Annotated in this window: 12 protein-coding genes; 4 read left to right on the forward strand and 8 right to left on the reverse strand. The window is 36.9% G+C overall.

Annotation, left to right across the window (positions count from 1 at the left end):
- The coding region (locus BTO23_RS16025) for a tandem large repeat (RefSeq protein WP_105064015.1) at positions 1 to 8,834 on the reverse strand (8,834 nt) is incomplete at its 3' end.
- A gap of 247 nt (positions 8,835 to 9,081) precedes the next feature.
- Between BTO23_RS16025 and BTO23_RS16030 the strand changes: the two genes are divergently transcribed.
- From BTO23_RS16030 to BTO23_RS16045, 4 genes are all read left to right on the forward strand, one after another.
- Positions 9,082 to 9,903 carry a peptidoglycan DD-metalloendopeptidase family protein gene (locus tag BTO23_RS16030; protein ID WP_061004508.1) on the forward strand — a complete coding sequence of 274 codons (822 nt, stop codon included), beginning with the start codon at positions 9,082 to 9,084 and terminating at the stop codon, positions 9,901 to 9,903.
- A gap of 390 nt (positions 9,904 to 10,293) precedes the next feature.
- Positions 10,294 to 11,583 (forward strand): type VI secretion system ImpA family N-terminal domain-containing protein, encoded by a 1,290-nt coding sequence (locus tag BTO23_RS16035; RefSeq protein ID WP_061004506.1) that lies wholly within the window; start codon positions 10,294 to 10,296, stop codon positions 11,581 to 11,583.
- A 53-nt stretch (positions 11,584 to 11,636) separates the two neighbouring features.
- Positions 11,637 to 15,026, forward strand: coding sequence for a type VI secretion system membrane subunit TssM (gene tssM, locus BTO23_RS16040; RefSeq protein WP_061029330.1), 3,390 nt, complete (start codon positions 11,637 to 11,639; stop codon positions 15,024 to 15,026).
- 39 nt (positions 15,027 to 15,065) lie between these two features.
- A complete protein-coding gene (locus tag BTO23_RS16045) occupies positions 15,066 to 15,512 on the forward strand; it encodes an Lrp/AsnC family transcriptional regulator (RefSeq protein ID WP_061004503.1) in 447 nt (148 codons plus the stop codon).
- A 71-nt stretch (positions 15,513 to 15,583) separates the two neighbouring features.
- Here BTO23_RS16045 and tssG read toward each other — a convergent pair whose 3' ends face one another.
- From tssG to BTO23_RS16080, 7 genes are read right to left on the reverse strand one after another with little or no spacing between them, the layout of a single operon-like run.
- On the reverse strand, positions 15,584 to 16,582 hold the full coding sequence (tssG, locus tag BTO23_RS16050; RefSeq protein ID WP_061004502.1) for a type VI secretion system baseplate subunit TssG: 999 nt from the start codon (positions 16,580 to 16,582) through the stop codon (positions 15,584 to 15,586).
- Positions 16,579 to 18,327 carry a type VI secretion system baseplate subunit TssF gene (tssF, locus tag BTO23_RS16055; protein ID WP_061004500.1) on the reverse strand — a complete coding sequence of 583 codons (1,749 nt, stop codon included), beginning with the start codon at positions 18,325 to 18,327 and terminating at the stop codon, positions 16,579 to 16,581. Before tssF ends, tssG begins: the two co-directional genes overlap by 4 nt.
- Positions 18,328 to 18,339: 12 nt before the next feature.
- Positions 18,340 to 18,750: a type VI secretion system baseplate subunit TssE gene (gene tssE / locus BTO23_RS16060; protein ID WP_060992969.1), complete on the reverse strand. Its 411-nt coding sequence runs from the start codon at positions 18,748 to 18,750 to the stop codon at positions 18,340 to 18,342.
- A gap of 59 nt (positions 18,751 to 18,809) precedes the next feature.
- Positions 18,810 to 20,291, reverse strand: coding sequence for a type VI secretion system contractile sheath large subunit (gene tssC / locus BTO23_RS16065; protein ID WP_061004499.1), 1,482 nt, complete (start codon positions 20,289 to 20,291; stop codon positions 18,810 to 18,812).
- Positions 20,292 to 20,299: 8 nt separating this feature from the next.
- Entirely contained in the window at positions 20,300 to 20,806 is a 507-nt protein-coding gene (tssB, locus tag BTO23_RS16070; RefSeq protein ID WP_060992967.1) for a type VI secretion system contractile sheath small subunit, read from the reverse strand.
- A gap of 23 nt (positions 20,807 to 20,829) precedes the next feature.
- Positions 20,830 to 22,365, reverse strand: coding sequence for a type VI secretion system protein TssA (tssA, locus tag BTO23_RS16075; RefSeq protein ID WP_170066778.1), 1,536 nt, complete (start codon positions 22,363 to 22,365; stop codon positions 20,830 to 20,832).
- A gap of 5 nt (positions 22,366 to 22,370) precedes the next feature.
- Positions 22,371 to 24,338, reverse strand: coding sequence for a protein kinase domain-containing protein (locus BTO23_RS16080; protein WP_061004498.1), 1,968 nt, complete (start codon positions 24,336 to 24,338; stop codon positions 22,371 to 22,373).
- Positions 24,339 to 24,423 lie beyond the last annotated feature (85 nt).

Consider the following 24,423-nt stretch of genomic DNA (forward strand, 5'->3'; position numbering starts at 1 on the left):
CTCGAACCTAACTTTGCCGTCGCATTATTTACGGCAACAGAGAAAGTCGCTGTAACCCCAATTTTATCACCTGTTTTACCCGATGTCGGGTTTGATACCACGGACGTTAACGTTGGTTTCTCAGTCGAGAGTTGAGCTGTCGTTGTCGCCTCTTTTGCTGCGATGTTATGTTGGTTTGAGCCTGTTGCTTTTACGGTAATCGTGCCATCCGTCCAACTGCTTAAATTAGCGCTAGCAGCGGTCCAGTTTCCATCACTGTCCACTGTCGCGGTTACTGTAGGGAGCGGCGAACTATCTTTTGAATTACTAAACGCGATCGTGACCTCTTTACCTGCCTCAAAACGTGTCGTTGTTCCGCTAATGATAAGATTGGCCGCGTCAGTTTCGTTAATCACTCCACCTGTAATTGGGGTGATCGTAATTGAAGGGGTTAAGTATACTGAGCCAGTGGTGATAGGATCACCAAGGTTACCATTAGTATCACTGAACCCTTGAACCCTATAAGTAAACTCAGTATCTGCTGCCGATGAACTTGGAATGTCCACCTCACCTACCCAGACCGCAGTATCTTGACCTGACGTCCACACTACATCACTCGAACCTAACTTTGCCGTTGCATTACTAACTGCAACAGAGAAAGTCGCCGTAACTTCAATATTATCGCCTGTTTTCCCTGATGTCGGATTTGATACCACGGACGTTAACGTTGGTTTCTCGGTCGAAAGTTGAGCTGTCGTTTTCGCCTCTTTTGCTGCAATGTTATGTTGGTTTGAGCCTGTTGCTTTTACGGTAATCGTGCCATCCGTCCAACTGCTTAAATTAGCGCTCGCAGCTGTCCAGTTTCCATCACTGTCCACTGTCGCGGTTACTGTAGGGAGCGACGAGCTATCTTTTGAATTACTAAATGCAACAGTGATCTCTTTACCTACATCAAAACGCGTAGTTGTGCCGCTAATAGCAACATTACTTGCATCACTCTCGTTAATCACGCCACCAGTAATTGGAGTTACCGTAATTGAAGGGGTTAAGTACAACACACCACTATTATCTGCTTCACCAACATTTCCGTAGGTATCTGTGAATTCAGAAACCATTAAAATTAATCGATCATCTGAACTAGCAGGAACAACAACGTTACCTACCCATTTATCAGAACCTTGACCTGAAATCCAACTAACTGGTGCAGTTAATAAAGTCGCTTTAACATCGGAAACACTAGCTGAAAAATCAACTTTCACTTCTACCGATTTTAGATTATCGGCATGTATCGGATTAAAAACGGTATTTGAAACCGTAGGTAATACGCCTTTAATCGCAATATCTCCTGTTGCAGCATTACCATCTACTGTAATAGTACTTGTGTAACTTCCTTCTGCTACTGAAATCGTTACCGTTTTATTCTCCCCTTTTGGAGCTGTATAAATAGCAGTCCAACTTTGAGCGGGACCTGCTGTCCAAGTTGACATATCTAATGTTCCTGTAGCGCCTGAGTCACTAGCACTCAATACAACATCATCCTTAGTAAAGCCGATCACATCCTCACTAAAGCTGAAAGTTATCGTTGAGGTAGCTTCTGAGCCTAAATCGTTGTGACTACTCGTAATCGTTAATTCAGGGACGGTTGCTTCAGCTACTTCAATAGATCCTGTATTACTATTTTCTTGATTAATAAAGTCCGTTGCTTTTACTGTTGCGACATACGTTCCTGCTGGCACCGAATAATGGAAAACATAAGGTTCACCCACTACGCTCGGTTTAGTCATGGAAGTTGGTGAATAAGATTTAGAATTAAACGTCACCGTTGATACTATGCTGTTTTGATTTAAATTCGCATCTTGTATTACTGACTTAACATCAAATTTATATAAATCATTCGTTGGTAAAGGCGTTATTTGTTCTCCACTAATTGCACCTATAGTTGGAGCTGAGAAATCAACATAAGTTGTTGCACCACTCGCACCAAAATCCATACTTTCATAAGTAAAGCTCGCAATATCACGACCAATACTATCAATCGCAACCAGTGTTAACGTATATTCACCTTGTTGATTGTCATTAAATATAAACTGGCTAGAACCGGAATTTCCAACAAAATCTCCGGCTTCAGAAATGGTTTCGCTACCATTGGTTAACGTTAACGTAAAGCCTGTCATCTTAATCGATTCTGTCGGTACCGATTTAATAGTGAAATCCTGAAGACGTTCTTTTAATGCTACTTTATTACCTAGTAACTCTGAGTTACCTCCCATCTCTAAAGTTAACACTGGTTTACGTAGGTCAATAGCTATTGACTTATAAATGCTCAAACCAACATTATCTTTCGCTGTAATTTGGACAGAAATAATATCTTTATCTTTAATTTGATTTTTATCTACATCAATATAATTAAAGTCAGCCGTTTTTGTTTCGTCAAAATTAATATCTGATATTTGATACATAACGTTATTTAAACCGCTACCTGAAATATTGTCCGCTATATCAAACGTTAAACGAACTTTATCAGCACTATCACCAGATGATAATTGGTAAGTATCTCCAATGGTTGGGGCCACATTATCTAACAATACCAATCTTGAACTAGGTGCAGTATTTGCCCAAACATCGGTTGCAACTAAGTTAATATTTACATTATCTAGCGCATAATCATCAGGTAACTGCCCTGTAAATGTAGAACATTTTGCATCAGCATCATCGGCACAAACTATAAGATTTTCAAAATTATTTACATCATTATTCAATGAGTAAATATCACCAGCAACAGAAACTGTTACATCATACAAATTTGACTCTTTAAATAGCTTAACTCTAAAATCAAAAGTAATTTCTTTACCATTAATATACTGATTATCAACAAGATTAGTTATCTCAGTAGTAAAATCACCAGTTGGAATTATTAATTCAAACTTCCTATCATTATTAGGTATCGTATTTCCAGCATTATCAATAACATTAGGTGATGAAACATAATGTGTAGTGTCAATTCTTCGAATTAACTTAACGTAATCCTCCTTATACTTACAACTGACAAGAGAGCTATTACCTGTCGATTTCTCGCATGTAACCGGATCAAATGTTACCCCATTAGCGACTAATTTAGGCAATTCAGTTAAATCTAAATTTGAGTCTAAGTCGATATAATCGATATTAAGCTGTAACTTCTTAACTTCAGGCTCCCCTTCAAAAATAACTTCTGAAGACTGTAAAGCGTAGCCCGTCTTGTCTTTCACATACGGAATATATGGCGCTTCTACATCTACCATTTTGAAACTGAATTTCTGGATTTTTTCAGCCGCATTTGTTCCTACAGTTTTAGTTATTAAAACTGGGTTATCTAAGAAATTCTTATCTAAAGTGATGCTACATTCTGGATTTTTAGGTTCATTGTAAATTTTATAATATGTTTTATCTGCAGGCACACCTTCATCGATATAGTTTTCTCTAACCCAACATTCAAGCGTTTTAATTCCAGCTTCATTTACTTTTTCAAACTCAACATTCAGATCTTTATTTGATATATGTGAAACAAAGTTTATAGGTTTAGTAATACTTAACTCCACGCCTTCCGTCTGAACCATTAATGTTGGATTTATCTCTGATTTAAGTACTTCACTCTCTTTATTTGCTTTTGTATTGTTTGTTATCGTTGCTGAAATAAGATAAGTTCCATCAACATTAGGGCTTAACGTCGCTTCCCATACTTTAGGATCAACTGTTTGAGAAAAGTTAATAGTATTACTTCCTGCGACACCTTCTAATGTATAACTACTAATGACGGATGCAATGCCACTCTTATCTTCTATCTTTAAGATCAACTTAATGTCTTTTTTTTCTGTTGCTATATTGTTTTCAATAGCTGCACCGTCACTATAAGTCATCGAAAACTCAGTCAACGGTATCGCTTCATTAACCTTTACAACAAATGGAACTTGAGTGCTTTCGTTACCTCGAACGTCCTTAGCCAATATTTTTAAATTCACCTCATCTGAACCATTTGGTGCATTTAATATAATTGCGTTTGGTTCACTTACTGTTGGGGAATTGCCAGAATCGCCCTCTGCAGGTTCACTGCCTGTATAAACCCAATATTTAACAGTACCTTGACTTACTCCAGAAGCAGAAACATCCCCTGTTAAACTTAAATCTAATGCATTAAGATTGAAGATATAGTTAGCTCTATAATATTCAGAAGAAGAATAATTAGTTAACGCAATGGACGGGCCTTCAATATCGTAAATCATTCCAATTTTATTTGTATTCTTTGTAAAACCAAATTCGTCTGACGCCTCTACAATAAGGTCAACAAGATTACTTTCAGTATCAAGTTGTATACGGGCTGTTTCTTCATTTTTTAATGAGATTTGAAATGGGTTTTCAGGGCTCTCTACTGAAATATTCTCTTTAAGAGAAACTCTTGTACCATCGTTTTTTTCTTGAAAAACAGAAAGATTAGCCACTGCAGAGTCATCACTAACTCTAGTTATCTTAATATCAAAATTACGCCCCATAACGTTGTTACCATTCGATAACATATCAGCTAGCGGCGGTGATGTAAGTAAAATATCTGGTCCATTTTTATCGACTTTAAACGTATGTGTACCTTCCCCACTATTACTAGGGAAAGCAGCATTAATTGCCGTTACTTTAAATTGATTATCAACGCCATGCGTAAAATGCTCCGCCACAAGTTGCACTTCATAATTAGGCGCGGTTCCTGTTAAATAAGCAGGGTAATCATTGCAAGGCTCACCTTTTCCAACAGAGCATTCAACAACGTCAACCCAACTTGAACCAGGTCTATTTAACTTAATTTTAATGTCTTTTGCTGCACTTAATGATCCCCAGAGGATCACTCCATTAGGGTTCCATTTTTGGTTCCCACCTAAAAATTTAGCACTGGTCCCCGTTGTTACTTCTGGCGCAGAAGAGTCGATGTTTAAAACATACTTAGGGGCATCCATATCTTGGGCTCTTACGCGGTTTCCTAATAAATCTTCGCCTTCTAATGCAAAGCTCCATTCACCATCATCAAGATCAATTACGGTATCTGAATCATCAGTACATACCGTAGATTTGCATAAAGAAATGACAAACTGCTGATCTGTATTTATATAAAAATCATCTTTACCAAGAGTTTTCTTTATTGCCCCTTTTGTCAGTACAACTTGACGAACATTAATAAGATCGCCAACAACGTCGCTGACAAGGAATGTTAGGTTTAGCTTTGTATTCAAATTTAAATACGTATTCTCATCGTATTCTGGGTCGGCTAAACCATAAAAAGGCGCTCGATACTCAAATTCTGGAGCCTTATTATCAACAATAAACATATCTGCATAAGGTGCAGAGGTGTAACCGTAATCATTTTGATGGATATCTGAAACACTCACATCTAAATCAAATGACTTAATGTCAGCGTACTCTGTTGATGCTGAATTAAAGACAAATACATAATTTTGATCAAACTGGCTGTTTCCAGAACTTGGTGTAAATGTCATTCCAGGAATTACAGTATTAACTCCGTTAGCATTAGTCCAAGAAGGAGAAAGAACTAATGGTCGCTCTGCATTTGATTCATCGATCCCTGATGGATCTTTAAGATTCAATTCTGCTGTAATTTCACCAGAGATATACCATGTATTACCTTTTTTAAACGATTTACCAATGCTATCAACCGTTGGATTCATTGTTACATTTGGTGGCAATATATCAATTGATACTCCTGAATCACTAAACAGATTTTCCCCATTCAAAACAGGGTTAGCTGTTGCATATTGATCAGCATAAGCCATCGCTATACTTTCTTCGATACCTAAAGTTTTCAGATACTTATAGTAAATATTAGCTAAATCAGCACGATAGGTATCTTCTGATAAGGAATAGTTCCCTAATGTTATTGTTGAACCGTCTAACCCTTTACCATCAGGTTTTCCATCTGAAGAAAAATCTCCATAAAATGCTTTTGAAAAATCAACGCTATCATCAATCGCACTTTTATCGGATAAAATCATCAAAGATTCAAGTAAATAGCGATGTTGATAGCTTAAACTAGGGTTTGTTGGTGTATTAGATTCAATCTCTTCATTCGTGGCATAAGGAGTAACTACAGGATTAAATCCAAAAAATGATTTACCTTCTGTCAGCATTTTATTCACTGACGCTAATGTCTCTTTAGCTTTTTCTTTTGATTTATTCGGTTCTAAATTCCATAAATAATCAAAGAAACCACTCTGATAAACGGCCAGCTCTGTTATGTATAAATTTTGGCTTTCCGTCAAAAGAACATGCGCAGAGAAACCAGAACCTGCATTTAATTCAACCGTTTGTTTTTCCTTACGGCTCCATTGGTTATAAAAAGTTGAACTTGAACGACTCGAAAGAGTGACTTTAATGACTTCGCCTATGTATTCAGAACTAATAGAACAACTCGATACATCCAGTGCAAATTGGCCAGGGTCAGAAACCATAGGATCTTGCGCTGTAGTACAAGTTGCAATGAGTTGTGGAGAACCATTATCAGCATAGATTTCAAAGCTTGCCGTCGCATTAACAAACGGAGTAATCACATTCACTTCAGGCAAGTTAAAACTACTTCGTAACTCTGTAATCCATGGGTCAGAAGTATTGGTTGAGGCATCTTTTGTTGTAAGGGTAATTTCTTGTATGTGCTTTTCATTGATCGAAGTAAAACCCTCACCAAAAATTTCTTTAGTAAAAGGGATATAATAAATAACTTCTTTTGCGTAACCATTTTCATCAAAAGAGATGGTTTCATGTGGGATTGTATTTGGCATTGTGCTATTTACACTAAACGTTTCCGAAGCAGAATTTTGGCCATCTTCCGTCGCAGTATAGCTCACGTTCAGAACAAGTAATTCTGCCGACGTACCTAAATTAGTACCTGGAGAACTGGCATCGGCAGGGTCTGTTACTTTTACTTTTATGTATGGGATTTGGTTAGTATCTAACACTGCTTTGTTAAAATTTTCAAAATCAATGGTTGGGTGCATCGCCAATAAACCATCTTTGGCATATCCATATTGGATATTTAAAAATTTATTTGCTTGATCAATGTTTGAAAACGAACTGGAGTTATAAGGCTCTGTCACCTCTTGTCTTACGTTATTCACAATTTGAATAAAGTTCATTGCTGCATCTGGATAAGACACCGATTGAGTAGGCTTTATGATGTCTGATAATACTTCATGTACAAATGAACCATTATTCCCAATCGCATCAACCGCTGAAATAGTGAATTGCGTAATTGAACTGACAAACAACTCTTTTTCATAATTTTTCTGAAATGAACATTCATAGCCATTAGCAGTATTATAAGGAGTACAGTTAAGAATTTCTGGCGTTCCCCCATTAAAGCTAACGGTAAGAGTACCAATATTAGCTGAATCTTCTTTGACATAGCCTTCTAATAAATACGGAGTACCGATAGTAGGATTAAATGTTGTTGGTGAGGTAACCTCTATCACAGGGGCTTTATTATCCCAAGTAAATGAGATCTCTGTTGGGGTTATATTTTTATTTCCTACAATATCTTCAGCATAAATAAGCAATTTTGCTTCTACAATAGAATCACTAACTTGATCCAAATTGAGGGTATTAACCTGAACAAACGCTTCAGACTCTCTTTCGCCTTCTTTTAGCGATGAAAGATCAAATTGACAATACCCCTCTCCAAAATCACCTTCAGGACAAGCAAACTCTACTGACCAACCATTGCTATCTTTGTATTGAAGATAAGCTTCCGCTCCTTTTAAACCAACATTATCTTGCAATAATAGATCTATTGTATCTACCTTAGCCAAGATATCTGAATCTGTTCTTTTCGTTGTAGGAACTTCATCATCAATTGGAGTCTCATTTCGAGGAGGGACAATTCCGATAGGATCTGTTGAGGTACCAAAACTGTTAATTCTAGCTGCAAAAGGTTCGTAATCTTTAGGATTAGTACCTGATACATTTAACAAAGAACTATTCACCGTGATCAACAAGTGTTGAGCTAAATTATTAGAATACATTTCACTTGTTACAGGTTCTTTACCAAAAGAGATCCCTTTTATCAATCCACTAATACTGTCTATTTCAAGCCCATCAAGTAACCCGTCAGCAGCAATATCACGATAAGAAAGCTCAGCAAGAGTAAAAGAAGTATAGATATCATCGTCTTCTTCAGCCGAGTATTTTTTAGAAAGATCTAAAGCATAAGAAGAATAAGCCGTTAAATAAGCACCGTATTTATGACCATCACTAACATAAGCACTTTGACCACGGCGCACAATATCAATAGGTTCAACTGTGTGAACATCAAATCCATACATATTACTAATCGTTGTGTTAGCGGTGTTAATTGCACTTGCCGCATCGCGCCCTTGTATTTCAATATAATAATCCGCCAGCCCCTTAGCTACCAAAGATAAAGGAGTAAGCATCACTTTGTTAGTCTTATTTTCATTAAAGTAGACTGTTGCTTCGAACTTTAATGTCTTACCACCGCCTTCGTAAACCACTTTACCTGTAGATGGATCTGTATATGCGCCCCCTTGCGCTTGAACCAAAATAGGCATGGAACCGCTATTAATCTCAATGGAATACTCACCAGCAGATGACGTTGTTGTCTCCCCTAGTTTTTTACCCATTAGTCCATTTGCATATTCCCATATAACAACTCTAGCACCCGCAATTGGCGCATCGAATAAAATACCAGAAACGGGTGTGGTCTTTCTTTCTGGAGGAGAAGTATCACTACTCTCTCCACCACAAGAACTAATAAGAAATAGGAATAGAGTACTAATAAGTAATTTAAATAATCGATTAAGACACATAATGCTGATTTTTATTAATAAGGGGGATATTTGGAGGCATTATATTTGCTGTTCTTAAAATAACAACGTGTCGATAAGAATGGCAATATAGTTAAAATAACTATCAATTCAGGCAAAATACCTATTGCATTAACATTGAATTACTAACAATAATTTCAAAACCTTTATATATCGCCTAAATAAAGCCTATTTATCTTTAAAATAAATGGTGTAGAATCGTGAAATCAGCATATTAAAAGTCAATTCTATGAAGTCTAAATATTTTACATTCATTTTTATCAATCTATTTATACTTATGTCTGGCTTTTACTTTATCTATAATTCATCTAAAACAAACCAAAAAGTAATACCTGTATCTCAAATACATCTAACTACTCACGTTAAAAAAATAGAGCGTGTTTTTTCTGGTGAGATCACGACTTCCTTTTTTAGCTCAGCGTTAAACAGTGGTTTATCTGTAGAGCATATTCTTACGTTAACTGAATCACTTAAATATAGCATTAATTTTGTAAGAGGTATTCGGCATGGAGATAAATTTAAAGTCATTCTAAATAATGAAGCAACAAAAATAGACACATTAATCCTTCAATCATCAAATCAAATACTTATAGCAAAAACAGATATAAATGGTGTGTTTCACGACCAAAATGGGGTTAATTTAAGCAATAACGACATCATCAGCCCTTTAAAGAAGCATTACGCTGTAAGCTCTCACTTCTCAAATCATCGAACTCACCCAATACTCAAACGAATTCAACCACATTTAGGAACAGATTTTAAGACACCTATTGGAACGCCCACTTACGCTATTAACAAAGGTATCATTATAACCTCAACGTTCCACCCTCTTGCTGGTAATTACATTGTTATACAGCATGCTAATTCAATTAAGACGAGATACCTCCACCTTAATAACAGAATGGTCAATAAGGGGGATATTGTATATAAGGGACAAAAAATTGGATTAACCGGTAACACTGGTAGAACCACAGGACCTCATTTACATTTTGAATACTTAAAAGACAACATTCCTATAAACTTTGAAAAAATACAAAAAAAGAGTATTTGACATAACCATGATAAAAGTAAATATACAAAATACAGATAATAATTAGTGCCAAAAATTAACCACAACTATCATATTTAAGACGAGATATTTAGCTAGAAAATGAATTGCAAATACACATACATCGAGACAACTACAAATAAAATCAATTATCTCAAATAAGGGACAAAAACATAATTAATGTAAATATTAATAGTGGTACACATTGGTTTTGTGCGGGTATTATGTGAACTAAGATCACATTTGCACGATATGCGTAGAAAAAAATTATTTTTTTATATTCATTTTATATTTTAGTAGTACAATCCGTCATATTATATAAAGGCACATAAAACATAATAATACATGACCACATGTAGATAATTGTTATTCGCTAGGTTGGAAAAAAAACTCATGAATCTTCCTGATTTTGCACGGCGCCCTATTAGCCAAAATTTGCCTTGTGGGGTGAATCCTAATGCACTTGACGATTTTTCAGAAATTAAACGTCAAGTTAATAAGCTTAATACAGTTACGTCTAAAATTTCATGGAAAACAGTTCATGCATTATCTAAAAATATCTTACTGAACGAAAGTAAAGACATTCGTTGTGCTTGTTACTACACCGTTTCAGCAACTCATGTTGATGGGTTAAAAGGACTTGTTGGTGGTTTGCAGGCACTATTCGATATTTGCCTCATTTACTGGTATTCCGCTTACCCAGAAGAAAGTAAGTCTACCGCTCGAATCGGCTCAATCGAGTGGCTAACTGAGCACGCAGTCCGTAAGCAGAAAACATTAAAGATATCTCCTAGTGATTTACCCTTAATTGAAGAAGGGCATAAGCTAACACTAAAGATAGAAGAAGAATTACGATCCCACTACGGAACAAAAAGCCCTTCTTTAGGTGGGATCCGACGTATTTTCTCTCAGTGGATAGAGGAAATCCAAATACAAGAAGAAAAAGCGAAGAAAAGAGAAGAATCAAAAGACAAAAAAAGCAAAGGCGCAGTTGAACCTCAAGGGATCAAAGTTAACGTATCAATGCCTTCGATGAAAGCACCAGAAGCAAAAGTAGAAACCACTAACAAGCCAGAAAACAACTCAAAACCTTTGCTTATCATTCTTATTGTTCTTGGCTTTTTTCTTTGTATGCTGTTCGCTAATTTTTTCTATAGCGACAATCAAAAAAGAACCTTACGTGAACAAATAGAAACGGCAAGCATCGACGACATTGTTGCCCTTCTCCCCGAGTTAGAGCGTAAAGAGGATTCGATTAAGCAATCAATCAAATCAGATATTATCAAGCGAACTCAATGGCTAGTTTCAGGTTGGGAATTAGATCCGATTAGAGTGAATCAACTTCCAACTCTAGCTCTTGCTGTAAATAAACTAAAAACAATTTACCCAGATTCTGCTGCTGCAAAAACTATGCAAGAAGAACTAACATCACAAACCATAGAATTTGATAACGCATACAAGCGTATTAACCGCCAGTTTTTAAAATCAAGAACGGTGTTTGCTAACGCAAAATCTCAAGAAAAATCCATTATAAAAGCATACGACTACAGTAATTCTTTATTCCCCTTACTTGGTCGAATTGAATATGCAGAGAAAAAAATGACATCGGCAGAGATCGATAAAACACAACGTTTACTCAATATTTATCAACACAGAATAAATACGCTAAAAGAAGAACTTTAGCTTTGTAACTCGTTGTATTACATAACGTCAAACATAACAAAAAAGTAAAGACTATGAAAAACACTTTGGTTAGAAATCCGCTATTACTCTCAACACTTATCACTGCTTTTATACTGGCAGTATTATGTGGTTCTTATCTTCTTTGGTTTCCAGAAGCCGAAGTTATGCTCGTGTGGGGAACCGCTGGAGTTATTGGTCTACTGTACTTATTATTTAATCTTACTTTGTATATAAAAAAGCGAAAAGGTAAAAATAATCAAGACATTGAGACAGAAGAAGAAACTCTATCAATGGTACTTAAGCCATTGCTGCATAATGCCAAGCAAAAACCCATCTACCTAGTTATTGGTAATAAAGGCTCAGGGAAAAACCAATTTCTTCATGTCTCTAACGCCATAAAACCAATGGATAAAGTGAAAAGTGTAAAAAATGATTTTTTTGAGTGGTCAGAATCCGATTCTGCCGTCTATATCAAACCAAATCATCGTCTTGTTTTTCAAGAGATTTCAAGCACTGACAGTCTATTATGGCGAGCATTAATAACAGAAGTCATTAACCACAAACCAAGAAAACCATTTGCTGGTTGTTTATTATTAATCGATTTTGAATTCTTGATCGTCAATGAGGATGAACAAACTGACTATACACTCAACATACTTCTACAACGTTTAGACTCAATTAAAGAAAGTACAGGAGCTACCCTGCCCCTATACCTTGTGATGAGTAAATTGGATAAATTAGAAGGGTTTAAAGAGTACATCCATTTTAGCCCATTAAAATCAAGCATTGAGTTTCTTTCGATCCCATTAAAAGATGCGAAAGGTGCCATCCTAGATTATTTTCAAGATAGCTATAAAAACATCGTAAAAGTGATGGAAGTAAATGCGCTCGACTCTTCATCACATACAAACAACGTCGATGAAAAACAAATAATACTCGCCTTTCCTAAGCAATTCGAATTATGCCAAGTAGAAATAAAACGCATTATTGAGCGCTTAAACGATTTAAACCAAGGCTCTTATTCTATTGATATTAGAGAGGTATTTTTCAGCTCTAGTCTTCAAGGGGGCCGTAAATATAACTTATTAGCGAAAAGCTGTAGTAATTACTTCAATTTACCGATCATTGCCTCTGAACATGGTCAACTGACTGAAACCCCTTACTTTACTCGATTTTTAGTTGACTCAAAGGTATTACCAGAAGCTGATTTTTCTAATGAAAACCAAAATTATTTACGCCGAATTCAACAAAACAGTCGCTTGGCTTTCTTAGTATCCGTTGTTGTTCTTACTAGCGGAAGTTACTTTTTATTCCAAGCCTTAGAAAGTAATTTACAGGTAATAAATCAACTGATTGATGTAAAAGACAGCGATCATGAACAATACAGCTCTGGTGTATTTCAATCACAATTAACCAATGCTCAAGAAGAGATTGAACCGACTTATGGAGCTTGGTTAAGCGGAAACAAAGCGCTTGATGATGAACTTTTATCAATGAAAGTCAGCCGTTTAGAACCAACAACTAAGATCGCATACCGAGCATTAATAGAGCAAATAAATACACAATTAATGCCGATTATTTCGGAAGCGTATCGAATTCAATTAACTAAAAATCAAAATGATATCTCAATTTCTCTGCCTTTATTAAAAGGTTACTTGATGCTAAATCAACCAAGTAAACGAGATATTCCTTATTTAAAACAGCATACTTTTGATGTATTAACTCAATTGCATTCAAACCCTGAAACTGTAAAGAAAACCATGTCTTATTTGGATGCTTATTTTAGAACTAAATTTATGCCTATCCCTATTAACATGGATTTAGTGCGTGCCACTCGTCGTAATCTTTTAGCAAAATCAAATGTTGATTTGGTCTACCTTCAAATATTAGAACAAGCGAAAAGTTCAGAGATTGATACGCTCGATCTACAACGAGCGGTTGGGTTTGATTTTAATAATATTTTTAAGAACCCTATCAACAATGAAAGCTTAAATATTAACAAGCTGTATACCTCAACAGGATTTAGTTCTTTCTACCGACCACACGTAGATTTACTCTCGAAACGAGTGATCTCAGATAACTGGGTACTTGGCTTATCTAACAATATTATTCCAAGTGACGAAGAACAAGAAGCGTTTAAAGATAAAGTCCGTAAGAAATATACCGATGATTATATTAATTATTGGCGTAACGCTCTGAGTGAGTTGAAAGTAAAATCTTACGACAACATCTACGATCTAACTAATGCAATAGATCTGATTTCAGGCCCATCATCACCGATGACGACCATATTGAAACAACTGTACGCTGACACGCATTATTCACCGACGGGTGACATCGGATCGTTATTGGAACCAAAAAATAATTTAAAAAATGCTTTAGAAACAGCAACTGAGGCCGTAACAGAGATAGTAAAACCGGATTACGTTTTAATGTCTCGTGTTGAACAAGCGTTTTCTTTATTAAACCAATTACAAATAAATGAAACGAAAAACTCCCCAACCCCATGGGAAGACATTGTGACTTCGTTGAATTCACTAAGAACATACATTAAGGATATTGCTGATTCACCAAACGTACACCAAGCAGCCTTAGATGCAGCAAGAGCACGAATGATAAGAGCAGAAGCTGACCCTCTCATTCGACTTAAGCAAATCGCTCAGAAATCACCAGAACCTGTACGTAGTTGGTTGCTAGATATAGTAAACCAAACTTGGTCAGTGATGATAACTGAAGCGACAAAAGGTATTCAAACGAAGTGGTACAGTGAGATCTACAGTGTTTTTCGTCAAACTGGGTTAAACAAGTACCCATTTGATACCAATGCAAAAGAAGACATTTCATTGGAAGATTTTGAACAATTATTTGCCACTGGCGGCATATTAAATGTGTTCATTAAAGATAACCTTGCACCATTTTATGATACCAATTTATGGACCGCAAAACGGGTTGATGGGCAAGTAATGTACCTATCACCTGAACTATTGGTTCAATTACGAAATTACAATGTAATACGAAACACCATGATCAATAAAAGTACCAATAAAGTGCAAATTCCTTTTAGTACTAAAGTGGTTGATCTTGATTCAAGTGCAATTAGAGCAAACATCAATGTCGGAAGCCATATGATGAGTTATTACCACGGTCCAAGTAAGGTTCAAGAGCTACAATGGCCACCACAAAGCGGAGACTTTGAGGTCAAAATAACATTACAAGACGTAACAGATGAGGGTAAGCAACACACTCTTTCTGAAAATGGACAATGGGCGATCTATCGATTATTAGGAGACTCCACACTATCTAATGTCACCAATAGTAGCTTTGTTAGCCATATTAAAGTAAGTGGTCGTGATATCAGTATGAAATTCACACCACTAACACAAAACAACCCATTTACTTTCTCTGAGCTATCGAACTTTAAGCTTCCAGAAGTAATTAACTAAGAAGATAACAATAAATAGAAAATTAAGGCAGGGATTAACATGTCAAAGATGAATCTACAGGACTTAGATAAATTAGATCGGAGAATTATCTCCAATCTATTATCGAATGGTAGAGAGTCTATTGCGAATTTATCACGTAATGTTGGGCTGTCTCGCACAGCCGTTGCTGAACGGATTAATCGCTTAGAAAAGACAGGGGTTATAAAAGGGTATACTGCCCAAATACGAATCAATAGCGAGAATCATGCCTCTTGCTACTTGCTAATTTCGTGTGTGATAGGACAAAAGGACGGTGTATCAGAAGCACTAAAAGAAATCCCTGAAGTAAAAATGACCAGCATTGTTGGTGGGACTTACGACATTATTTCTCTGATTGAAGCGCCCGATTTACATCGAATTCATTATCTCTCTAGTGAAATTGAATCGATATCGGGCATTAAAGAAGTGAAGAGTACTATCGTTTTACATCAGCCTGTTTGCCGATAAGTATTTCTAAGTCACTTTAATTATTATAGAAAGCGAATAATAAGCGCCAACTTATTGTTCGTTTTCTATTTTTAATTACTGCCAACAATTTTAATTACTGTATCCTCCTTATCGATATTCCCTAGCCAATACGTTTGACCTAACACATTCCCAACACCATCCCCTAATTCGTTCTTAGGAATACTATTGTTCTTAACCGTTAACTTAAGGTCCCATGCCATTGGGTCACATAAGATAAACTTCATTAGCCCTATTAACGTTTTATGCAGTCGTCCTCCTGGTAAAAAGTTGGTATACGTATCAAAATCAATATCATCAATACATAAATTAAACTTACCGGTAAGGTCCGCCATGCTCTTTCCTAGGTGCAAATCATTCCCTAATTGACAGTTCTTTTGATTCAATTTATTACGTTGTGAATCGGCAATCGTCACTCGACGATATACCCACTCTTCAATGTAAACATTGGGCAGTGAAAAGTAATGGGAAACGATACCAGAAACAAGCTTTGGTGAACGAGTACGCGTCGATAATTGATTTACATAGGAAAGTAATTTCGCTCTATCTAAATCAACATCATTATTTTCTTGAATTACACTCGATAACCCAACTAAATGTAACAATCTTCCTGAAAATGGATCCGTCGCATCGCTTTGATATTGAATATGATAACGATATTTTTTCCACACCCGATAAAGCATGCTGATATAACGATGATGAAAGAAATCAAAGAAATCTTTTACTGGATTATCGTCACTATCTCGCCCTGCCAACTTTTCTGTATAAGATGCTGGTAGCGGAGAACTTGAACCATGCAAACCAAGGAAGTTCACCTCAATTTGCGTATACACCTGTTCATTACGTTCAATCTGAGCGATGAATTCTATATCGCTTTTAGGGAAACTTAACTTAGGTGACACACTAAACTGTATGTACTCATTTTTTACGTACTGATTTTCACCAATCGCATTAAATTCAATACCAGGGAAGTTTTGATAGTGTTTTTCCAGTAAAGATACCGCTTGGAAAAAGCTGTACTCACAAGGTTTATTAACAATATATTCAATCATAATATTGTCTGTTGCCCAGTTAAGCTCGGCCATTCATATTCTTCGCCCGTATCTTCATCAAACACTTCAAGCTCGGTAAATGAATTAATACTAGAATACAATCGAATAAACTCATTCAAAATGCTGGCGAGTAAGTACATATCTCCTTCGTTAACAAAGTATGTTGAGTTCATCGCAACCTTAAACTTAACACCACGAATAGCGACACCACGAAAGACTCTATCTGTTGGATTCATACTTGCGGACCGAATACCATCAAGACGGTGTATAGACGCCCTGTGAGCCTGCCTATCAACACGAGAATGGAAATCATAGGTTGAGAGTAATACCTTTAACACATCGATATTAGCGAGTGATAAATAGTTCAACGACATATTCGCAATAAGCTGCCATTGTAACTCCCCATTGACCTGTGGGCTGACTGACTGAGTCGGCTTTGTTATATTGCTAAACGTGGCATAGGTTGGTGATTTATGGGTGGTATAGATAACATCCCCCACAGACAAACGTTCTGCAAGATCCGCATTACTGCACACTAATTTAAGCAATACCGTTTCTGTGCCTAAATCCGATATTTGGTTGTTGTGTGAGTGGAAAGAGATATAGCGCTCTAGCCCTCTCCCATTAATTCTTTCGCTGACTTTTGTTTTATAAAAATCTCGTTTATCACGCTGATTTATTTGATGTTCAAACGATTCAAATTCAATGAGTTTCTTTCTACGACGCTCTGCTTTACTCCAACTTTCAACATTTTCAACTGAGTAAACTTCATAGTGCTCTTGATTTGAACTTTGAGGACGAACTTTATAGTCATTACGTTGGTGATCAAGACGAATAGGATCACCATCTTGTTCAAATAAATTCACTGCAGGTGTACAATGCAATTTTAAATGCTTGTCTTTTAGAACCACTTCAGAAGGCAATGCACGTGAGAAAACAAAAGACAATTTAACGGTACTGCGCTGTGGTATGCCGTTTAGCCATTCAAGGCCTTTAATATCAAAAAACATAAATTTATCAGGTAATGAGAAATACTCTTGTAATAATCGATAACCTGAAAATGAGTTTTTACTGTATGGTAAAATCGCTTCATCATCACCAAAGCCTACAGGGACGACTTGATCGGCTCGAATACGATGTTTATAACCACCACCAACATCTAACTCTACATATTCTAAATAACGGAATAACCAAAGATATAAACTGCGAGTAATGTGCTGCTCACCGTTTAAATGAAAACGTAATGTGTCTAGTTTTATACGAGACAGTTCCAAACCGTTATTTGCCGCTAACGTTACGTGAAGAGAAGAGTTTGTGCGGCTGTTGTTTTGCTCTATTTGTTGAATACTAAGAGGGTATAAAGCGACATCATAACAAGTTCTAAATAGACACTGAGTGCCTTCAACTTGTTCACTTGCCATTTCGGCACCACGTTTTACGACGGTCTTTTCTGTCACACTTCCTGAATGAGGAGTCAATTCACTAATACACATTGAAGGCACTGAACGCATATAATGAGGCCAAAGCAATGAGATTAATGACTGAGTTAATTCTGGCAGTTCATCGTCAATTTTTTCACGAACACGACCGGTTAAAAAAGCAAAACCTTCAAGTAAACGCTCCACATCGGGATCAAATGTCCCTTCAGATAAGAAGTTAGTCAGCTTAGGGTGATATTTTGCAAATTCACTGCCTGCTTCTTTTAAATAAGCCAGCTCATCTTGAAAATACTTACTGTTACTCACTACTCTCTCCTACTAAACGTTAAACTGTCCATCGACGCCCATGAATATGTTAATTGACATAGGGACTTTACCCCCGTTGTGCATGACTTCTCCGCCAATACCAAAGCTTAGTTGCAGTGGGTTATGATTATCTTGGCGATAATGAACTTCAACATTTTTCAGTCTTGGTTCAAATTTTTCAATTGATGTTCGAATATTTTGTTGAATGTTACGAACCAAATTCGTGTTATTTGATAACACATCATTAAAATCAGGCAGTCCGTATTCATTATCTATCATGGCATTCCCTGCATGAGTATTCAGTAAATCAGCAAGGTGAAGATGAATTGATTCTATAAGATGTTTGTGGGAGACCACTTTTTCATAGCAGTTTTTAGGCTCACCCAATTCAATTCGCTCTAAAAGCCGGTAACCTTTTTCCATAATGACTTCTTAAAAAATAAGCGATCAGATCAACCTGATCGCTTATATGCAGAGATAAATTAGTTCTGATCTAATTTACCAACTAGTGACAAGTCAAAGCTTGCACCCATGTATTTGAAATGCGGACGTACAGACATTGATACTTTGTACCAACCTGGATCGCCTTCAACTTCAGATACTTCCAGTTTTGCAGCACGTAATGGACGACGGCCGCGTACTTCTGCTGGTGGGTTCTCTTGATCAGATACGTATTGACGGATCCACTTGTTTAATTCAATTTCTAGATCAGAGCGCTCTTTCCATGAACCAATTTGTTCACGTTGCAGTACTTTGATGTAATGAGCTAAACGGTTGATAATGAACATGTATGGCAATTGAATACCTAACTTGTAGTTCATTTCAGCTTGCTTACCTTCTGGTGTATTCGGGAATACTTTTGCTTTTTGTACTGAGTTTGCAGAGAAGAACGCTGCATTATCAGAACCTTTACGCATAGTAAGTGCAATAAAGCCTTCTTCTGCTAGTTCGTATTCACGACGGTCTGAAATTAAGATCTCTGTTGGGATCTTAGTTTCGATTTGACCCATAGATTCGTAATTATAAACAGGTAAGTCAGCAACCGTACCGCCACTTTGTGGACCGATAATATTCGGACACCAACGATATTTTGCAAATGATTCACTGATTTTAGACGCCATTGCGTAGGCAGAGTTACCCCAAAGGTAGTTATCATGACCATCTTTAACATGTTCATCATAATCAAATGCTTTGATTGGGTTGTCTTCTACTGAATACGGTGTACGTAACATCATACGTGAAGTACAAAGACCCACATAACGTGCATCTTCATGCTCACGGAAACCGCGCCATTTAGTATACTGAGGACCTTCAAATACAGACTTAAGATCTTTCAGGTTTGGTAGATCTTCATAGCTATCTAAACCAAAAAACTGAGCCGATGCTGATGTGATGAATGGTGCATGAGACATTGCACCTACATTCGCCATGTATTCCATTAGTTTCACATCAGGTGATGATGCAGACATTTGGAAATCACAAATAACAGCACCAACTGGTTTACCACCAAATTGGCCATATTCACGTGTATAGATTTGCTTATAAAGACCAGATTTAACCACTTCTGGAGCATCTTCAAAGTCATCCAATACTTCGTCTTTTTTTGCTGAAATCAATTCAATTTGAATATTTTCACGGAAATCAGTGTGATCAACAAGGTATTTCAAACCACGCCATGTTGATTCAATTGCTTGAACCTCTTCATTGTGAAGAATAGCATCCACTTGCTTAGACAGTTTTTGGTCAATCTCAGAAATCATTAAATCAACTAATGATTGCTCAACTTTACTGTCGCTATTTTTGCTGCTTAACAATTCACCGATGAATGCTTCTACGCCACGTTTAGCGACATCAAAACCTTCATCACTTGGCTTTAAACGCGTTTCATTAAGAATACTGTCTAATAACGAACCGGATTCAACCAATGTTGCTTCTTGTTCGGGAGCTTGTGCTTCTGTTGTCATAATACCCTCTACTCAGCCTTTTCTTCTTTATCTGCACCAAGATTTAGCTCTTCAAGTAACTTTTGACGAGCTTCTTCATCTTGAAGTACTGCAGCAATTTTCTTACGAAATGCTGGTACGTTTCCTAGTGGGCCTTTCAAGGCAACAAGTGCTTCACGCAGTTCAAGTAAACCATTTAATTCAGGTACACTTTTAGCGATAGCTTCTGGTGAGAAATCTTTCATGCTGTTAAACGTAAGGTCAACACCAAGTTGAGCACCTTCTTCACCACTTAGTTCATTACTTACGTTTACTTTTACGTTTGGAGAGTAGCCTTCCAATACATCATTGAAGTTATCTTTATCAATATTGATTGGAGTACGATCTTCAATTGGCGTCTCATCAGCACGAGCAGTAAAGTCACCAACGACCATCATACTTAGCGGTAATTCAACATCTTCTTGCACATCGCCTGTCGCAGGGACATAACGTATATTAATTCGCTCTTTAGGAGCAACCGAGCCATCGCGGGACATAATTCTTCCTTATTTTCGTCTATTTATTTGTTATTAATGGTTAGCCATTGTTGGTATTTTTCAGGAATCAAATCCTTAGATGGATACATTTCCGTCATTGTTTTCTCAACCAACGTATCAAGCTGATTACATAAATGAGGCTCCCAACTCATTAAATTTATTTCTTCTCTTACCGCCCATATTTTTTCAATATAAGGTAAGCACAAAGGAAGCAAGCCTACGAGGTGGTACGCTTTTATTAATTTCAATTGCAACATAAACTGCCCACGTCCAGACGTATCGGTCGTTAAACTTTGAGCAATGGTGGAAACATAATCACCTAATGTCGCTAAGGTAATATCACCTTCAGATAAGGTTTCCTCATCTGTTAATTCAAAAGGCATTGGCACCAACGCCGCGGGGGTAATCGCAGTGCGTGATGCCAGCCATTTTAGGGTTGCTTCGTCAGCAAAAGGCACTGAATTGGCAAACATTAGTTCTTCAACACCGTTTAATTCTTGAGTAAATAATACGGTTTCTTGTTTAACAGCTTCAGCCGCAGACTCATGACCTAGATTGTTCAACATCTGATACATAAGATGATGACCACTTAACCAAAAAGGTGCATCAGTCAACGTTTTTTCAAGACGTTTAATCACTTCAGGATCGGTTTCTTGCTTTGCTTTTTCTTTATATTCGGAAAGCTGATCTTGTGATACTGCTAGGCTTATCGGTGTTTTTTTCTCATTATCGTGCGGAGGTAATTCATCCACATCACACCAGGTAGAATGACGATGTAAACGATAAGCCAAAGAAGCCCCAATATTAGAATGAAGCATAAACTCAGCAACTTTTTTTAGCGTTCTTTTTGATGCACTAGGACTTGAAAAATCTGTATCAATATCGACTTCTTGTCTCATCGATTCTTGTCTTTTCATTGGTGTTGGAGTCACCGCTTTAGGTACTTGTTCAATAACCGTCTCAACCACATCTGGTTGCTTCACGTCTTGAACAAAAGCCGTTACGGCTCCTTCTCCTGTTTGTGGTAAACGCTCCATAATGGCGTTAACCGCAGAACGAACAACAAAGAACTCTACATCTGAGTCTGAAAATGCATCTTTATATTTATCATCAATCTCAGAAATTAAGGTTAAACACACCGACCCTTGCTCCCACGACACTGCCGCAGTATTTAATTTTGGTAATACGCTTTCAATTTGAGAAATAAACCATTCTATTGCACCGTCTCTTGCGCGTTTTCGTCGTGGATATAATCCATCACTAAACGTCGTTAAACTTTGTAAAAGTAACGAGAGTCCGGTTTCAAACCCGTCAAACCCTTCTCTTTCGATCAACGCTCGAGTTAAGTAACAAATGGCTTTTAAATCTTTACTATAAGTGGTTAATACTTCAGTTGCGTTCGCTTCAACAATTTTCCAATCAACCGTTTCACCAAACAATGAACCAAACTTTTTGATCTCAAATTCCATTAGCTCATAACAGAATTCATATTTCGCTTCTTCACCAGAGGGAGACGTTTCATTGATCGGTTTTAAAAGTGTCTCAATATCAAAATTCATTGCCATTAGAGTGTTACCTGTTTTTGATAAGCATTTAAGGCTTTCTCTATCGCAAGTGCACCTTCAGCGGGAACATCTTGCTGAAAGCTTTGTTCAAGCGACTCTCTTGCTAGATTTTTTAATAACAGTGACACTTCTTTGAAGCGAGATGGCGCGTTTTCATGCAAGTCTGATAATGCAGTATTAAGCTTATCGCTTTTAAACATTAGCTCACCGGTCACCGTACCAAAGAGCACGTACTCACTGCGTTCAATTATTAATTCTGTTTTTTTAGACGTCAGTTCTACAGTGTCGCCAAAAAGCGTGATGGTTTGATTTATTTCATCAATTGCTTTTGAATAAAAATGATTTTCAGCGTTTTTATTTACGGACTCGAACACTTTATTTAGAATTTCTTTCGGAAGTACATAAGCATAAAAATAAGATTCAGCCTGTGTTTTCATCCATTCAGTGCGTAGATATTTTTCAACATCTTTTGAGTCCCCAGACATCATAATATCAGCCAAAGCTTGATCTTCTTTGCCCAGTGAATATGTGTATTTCTGACGCTCTAACATTAAGTTATTCAATCCTTTCATTAACTTACTTAAACGTCGATTCACAGAAGATGAGATAACAGCATTGCGGTTAAGATGGTCATTCAGAGCGACCATGTCTTTTCTTATCGAACTAAGCTCTTGTCTTTGACGCTCTTCACTTTCACGTCGCTTCATCAAATTGTCTTTTTCTTTGTTATACCAAAACTCAATTTGATTATTTTTAACATCAACAGCCTCTCTATAAGGTGCTAATGCTAATAAATCGGCTTCATTATCATCTAGTGCAGTTGTGATTTCCCATGGCGGCTTTGTTAAGAAGGCTGCCATCTGTGCCGGTTTTATTTTTGATGTTCCAATCACTGGTGCAGTTTGTGGCAGTAGATAACTAGATAGCATTGCGCCAGTAATAACGAGAACACTTGCAATCAGCGCCACTTCTAAATACTTAAACATGCCGAGACGTAAAGGCTCAAAACTGTTTTCTTTTCGTAATACCAAATCTGCATTGCGTAATCGTGTAAAAATTGGCGCATGATTACTGGTACGCATGGCATCAATATCAATTTTTGCTAATGCTTGAGCAAAGGCAATGGGTGTTAACTTATGGCCTCGCGGCTTTTTTACAATCAAGCGCAGCAATAACCACACTGACTTTGGAATTTGGTACGGTCTTTTTCGTTGCGTGAGAATTGCTTTCCAATCAGAGTTTTCTGTATACCCAATAAATAAGCAACACGTCAGTATTGCCATTGAATAAACATCGTCTTGAGGATCGGACTTTCCTGTTTCTAAAAATAATGGGGACGCATAAGATAAGCTTGCTTCAGAATATTCTTTACCTTCTCCTGAATATTGGGCTGCACCGAAATCAATAAGCTTAATACCATCATCTTCACACACAATAATATTAGAAGGTTTAATATCTAAATGGCATACACCCTTGGTATGCATATATTCCAATGCACCCGCTAATTGGTATATTAACCAGGCAACATGGTCATGACGAAAGCCTTTATTATTATGTCGAGAGAGTTTCTCAGATAAAGATTCACCTTTAATCCATTTATACATAAAATAAGGGCGATCGAATTCATTCCCTAGTTTAATAAATTCAGCAGTGCTTGGATGTTGTGATACTTCAAGGTGTGTTGCTTCTGCGATAAACATTGAACGAGCGTACTCTGGCGCGTTTTCATTCAATACCTTACAGCAGATCTGTTTCTCTGGTTCACCCTTTTTTGCTAGGTGATACAGCGTCGTTTTAGTATTCTTAGATTCTATAGTATCTAATACATCGAATTGCGAAAATAATACGTGCTCTAGCCTTGGCTTATTTTTTTCAGCCAATGATTGCTCATATTTTTTCTTTTTTTCGATCGCTTTTACAACTAACTGGTTAATAAATTCGTTAGCTGATCCCTGCTGTTTAGACACTTATTATACTCTTTATACCAAACCGAATTAATGAGGCTTGATTTTAATGAGTTAGTGTATGGTTTTTCAATGCTGTAAAACAAAA

Source organism: Aliivibrio sifiae, assembly GCF_002954715.1.
Classification (GTDB): domain Bacteria; phylum Pseudomonadota; class Gammaproteobacteria; order Enterobacterales; family Vibrionaceae; genus Aliivibrio; species Aliivibrio sifiae.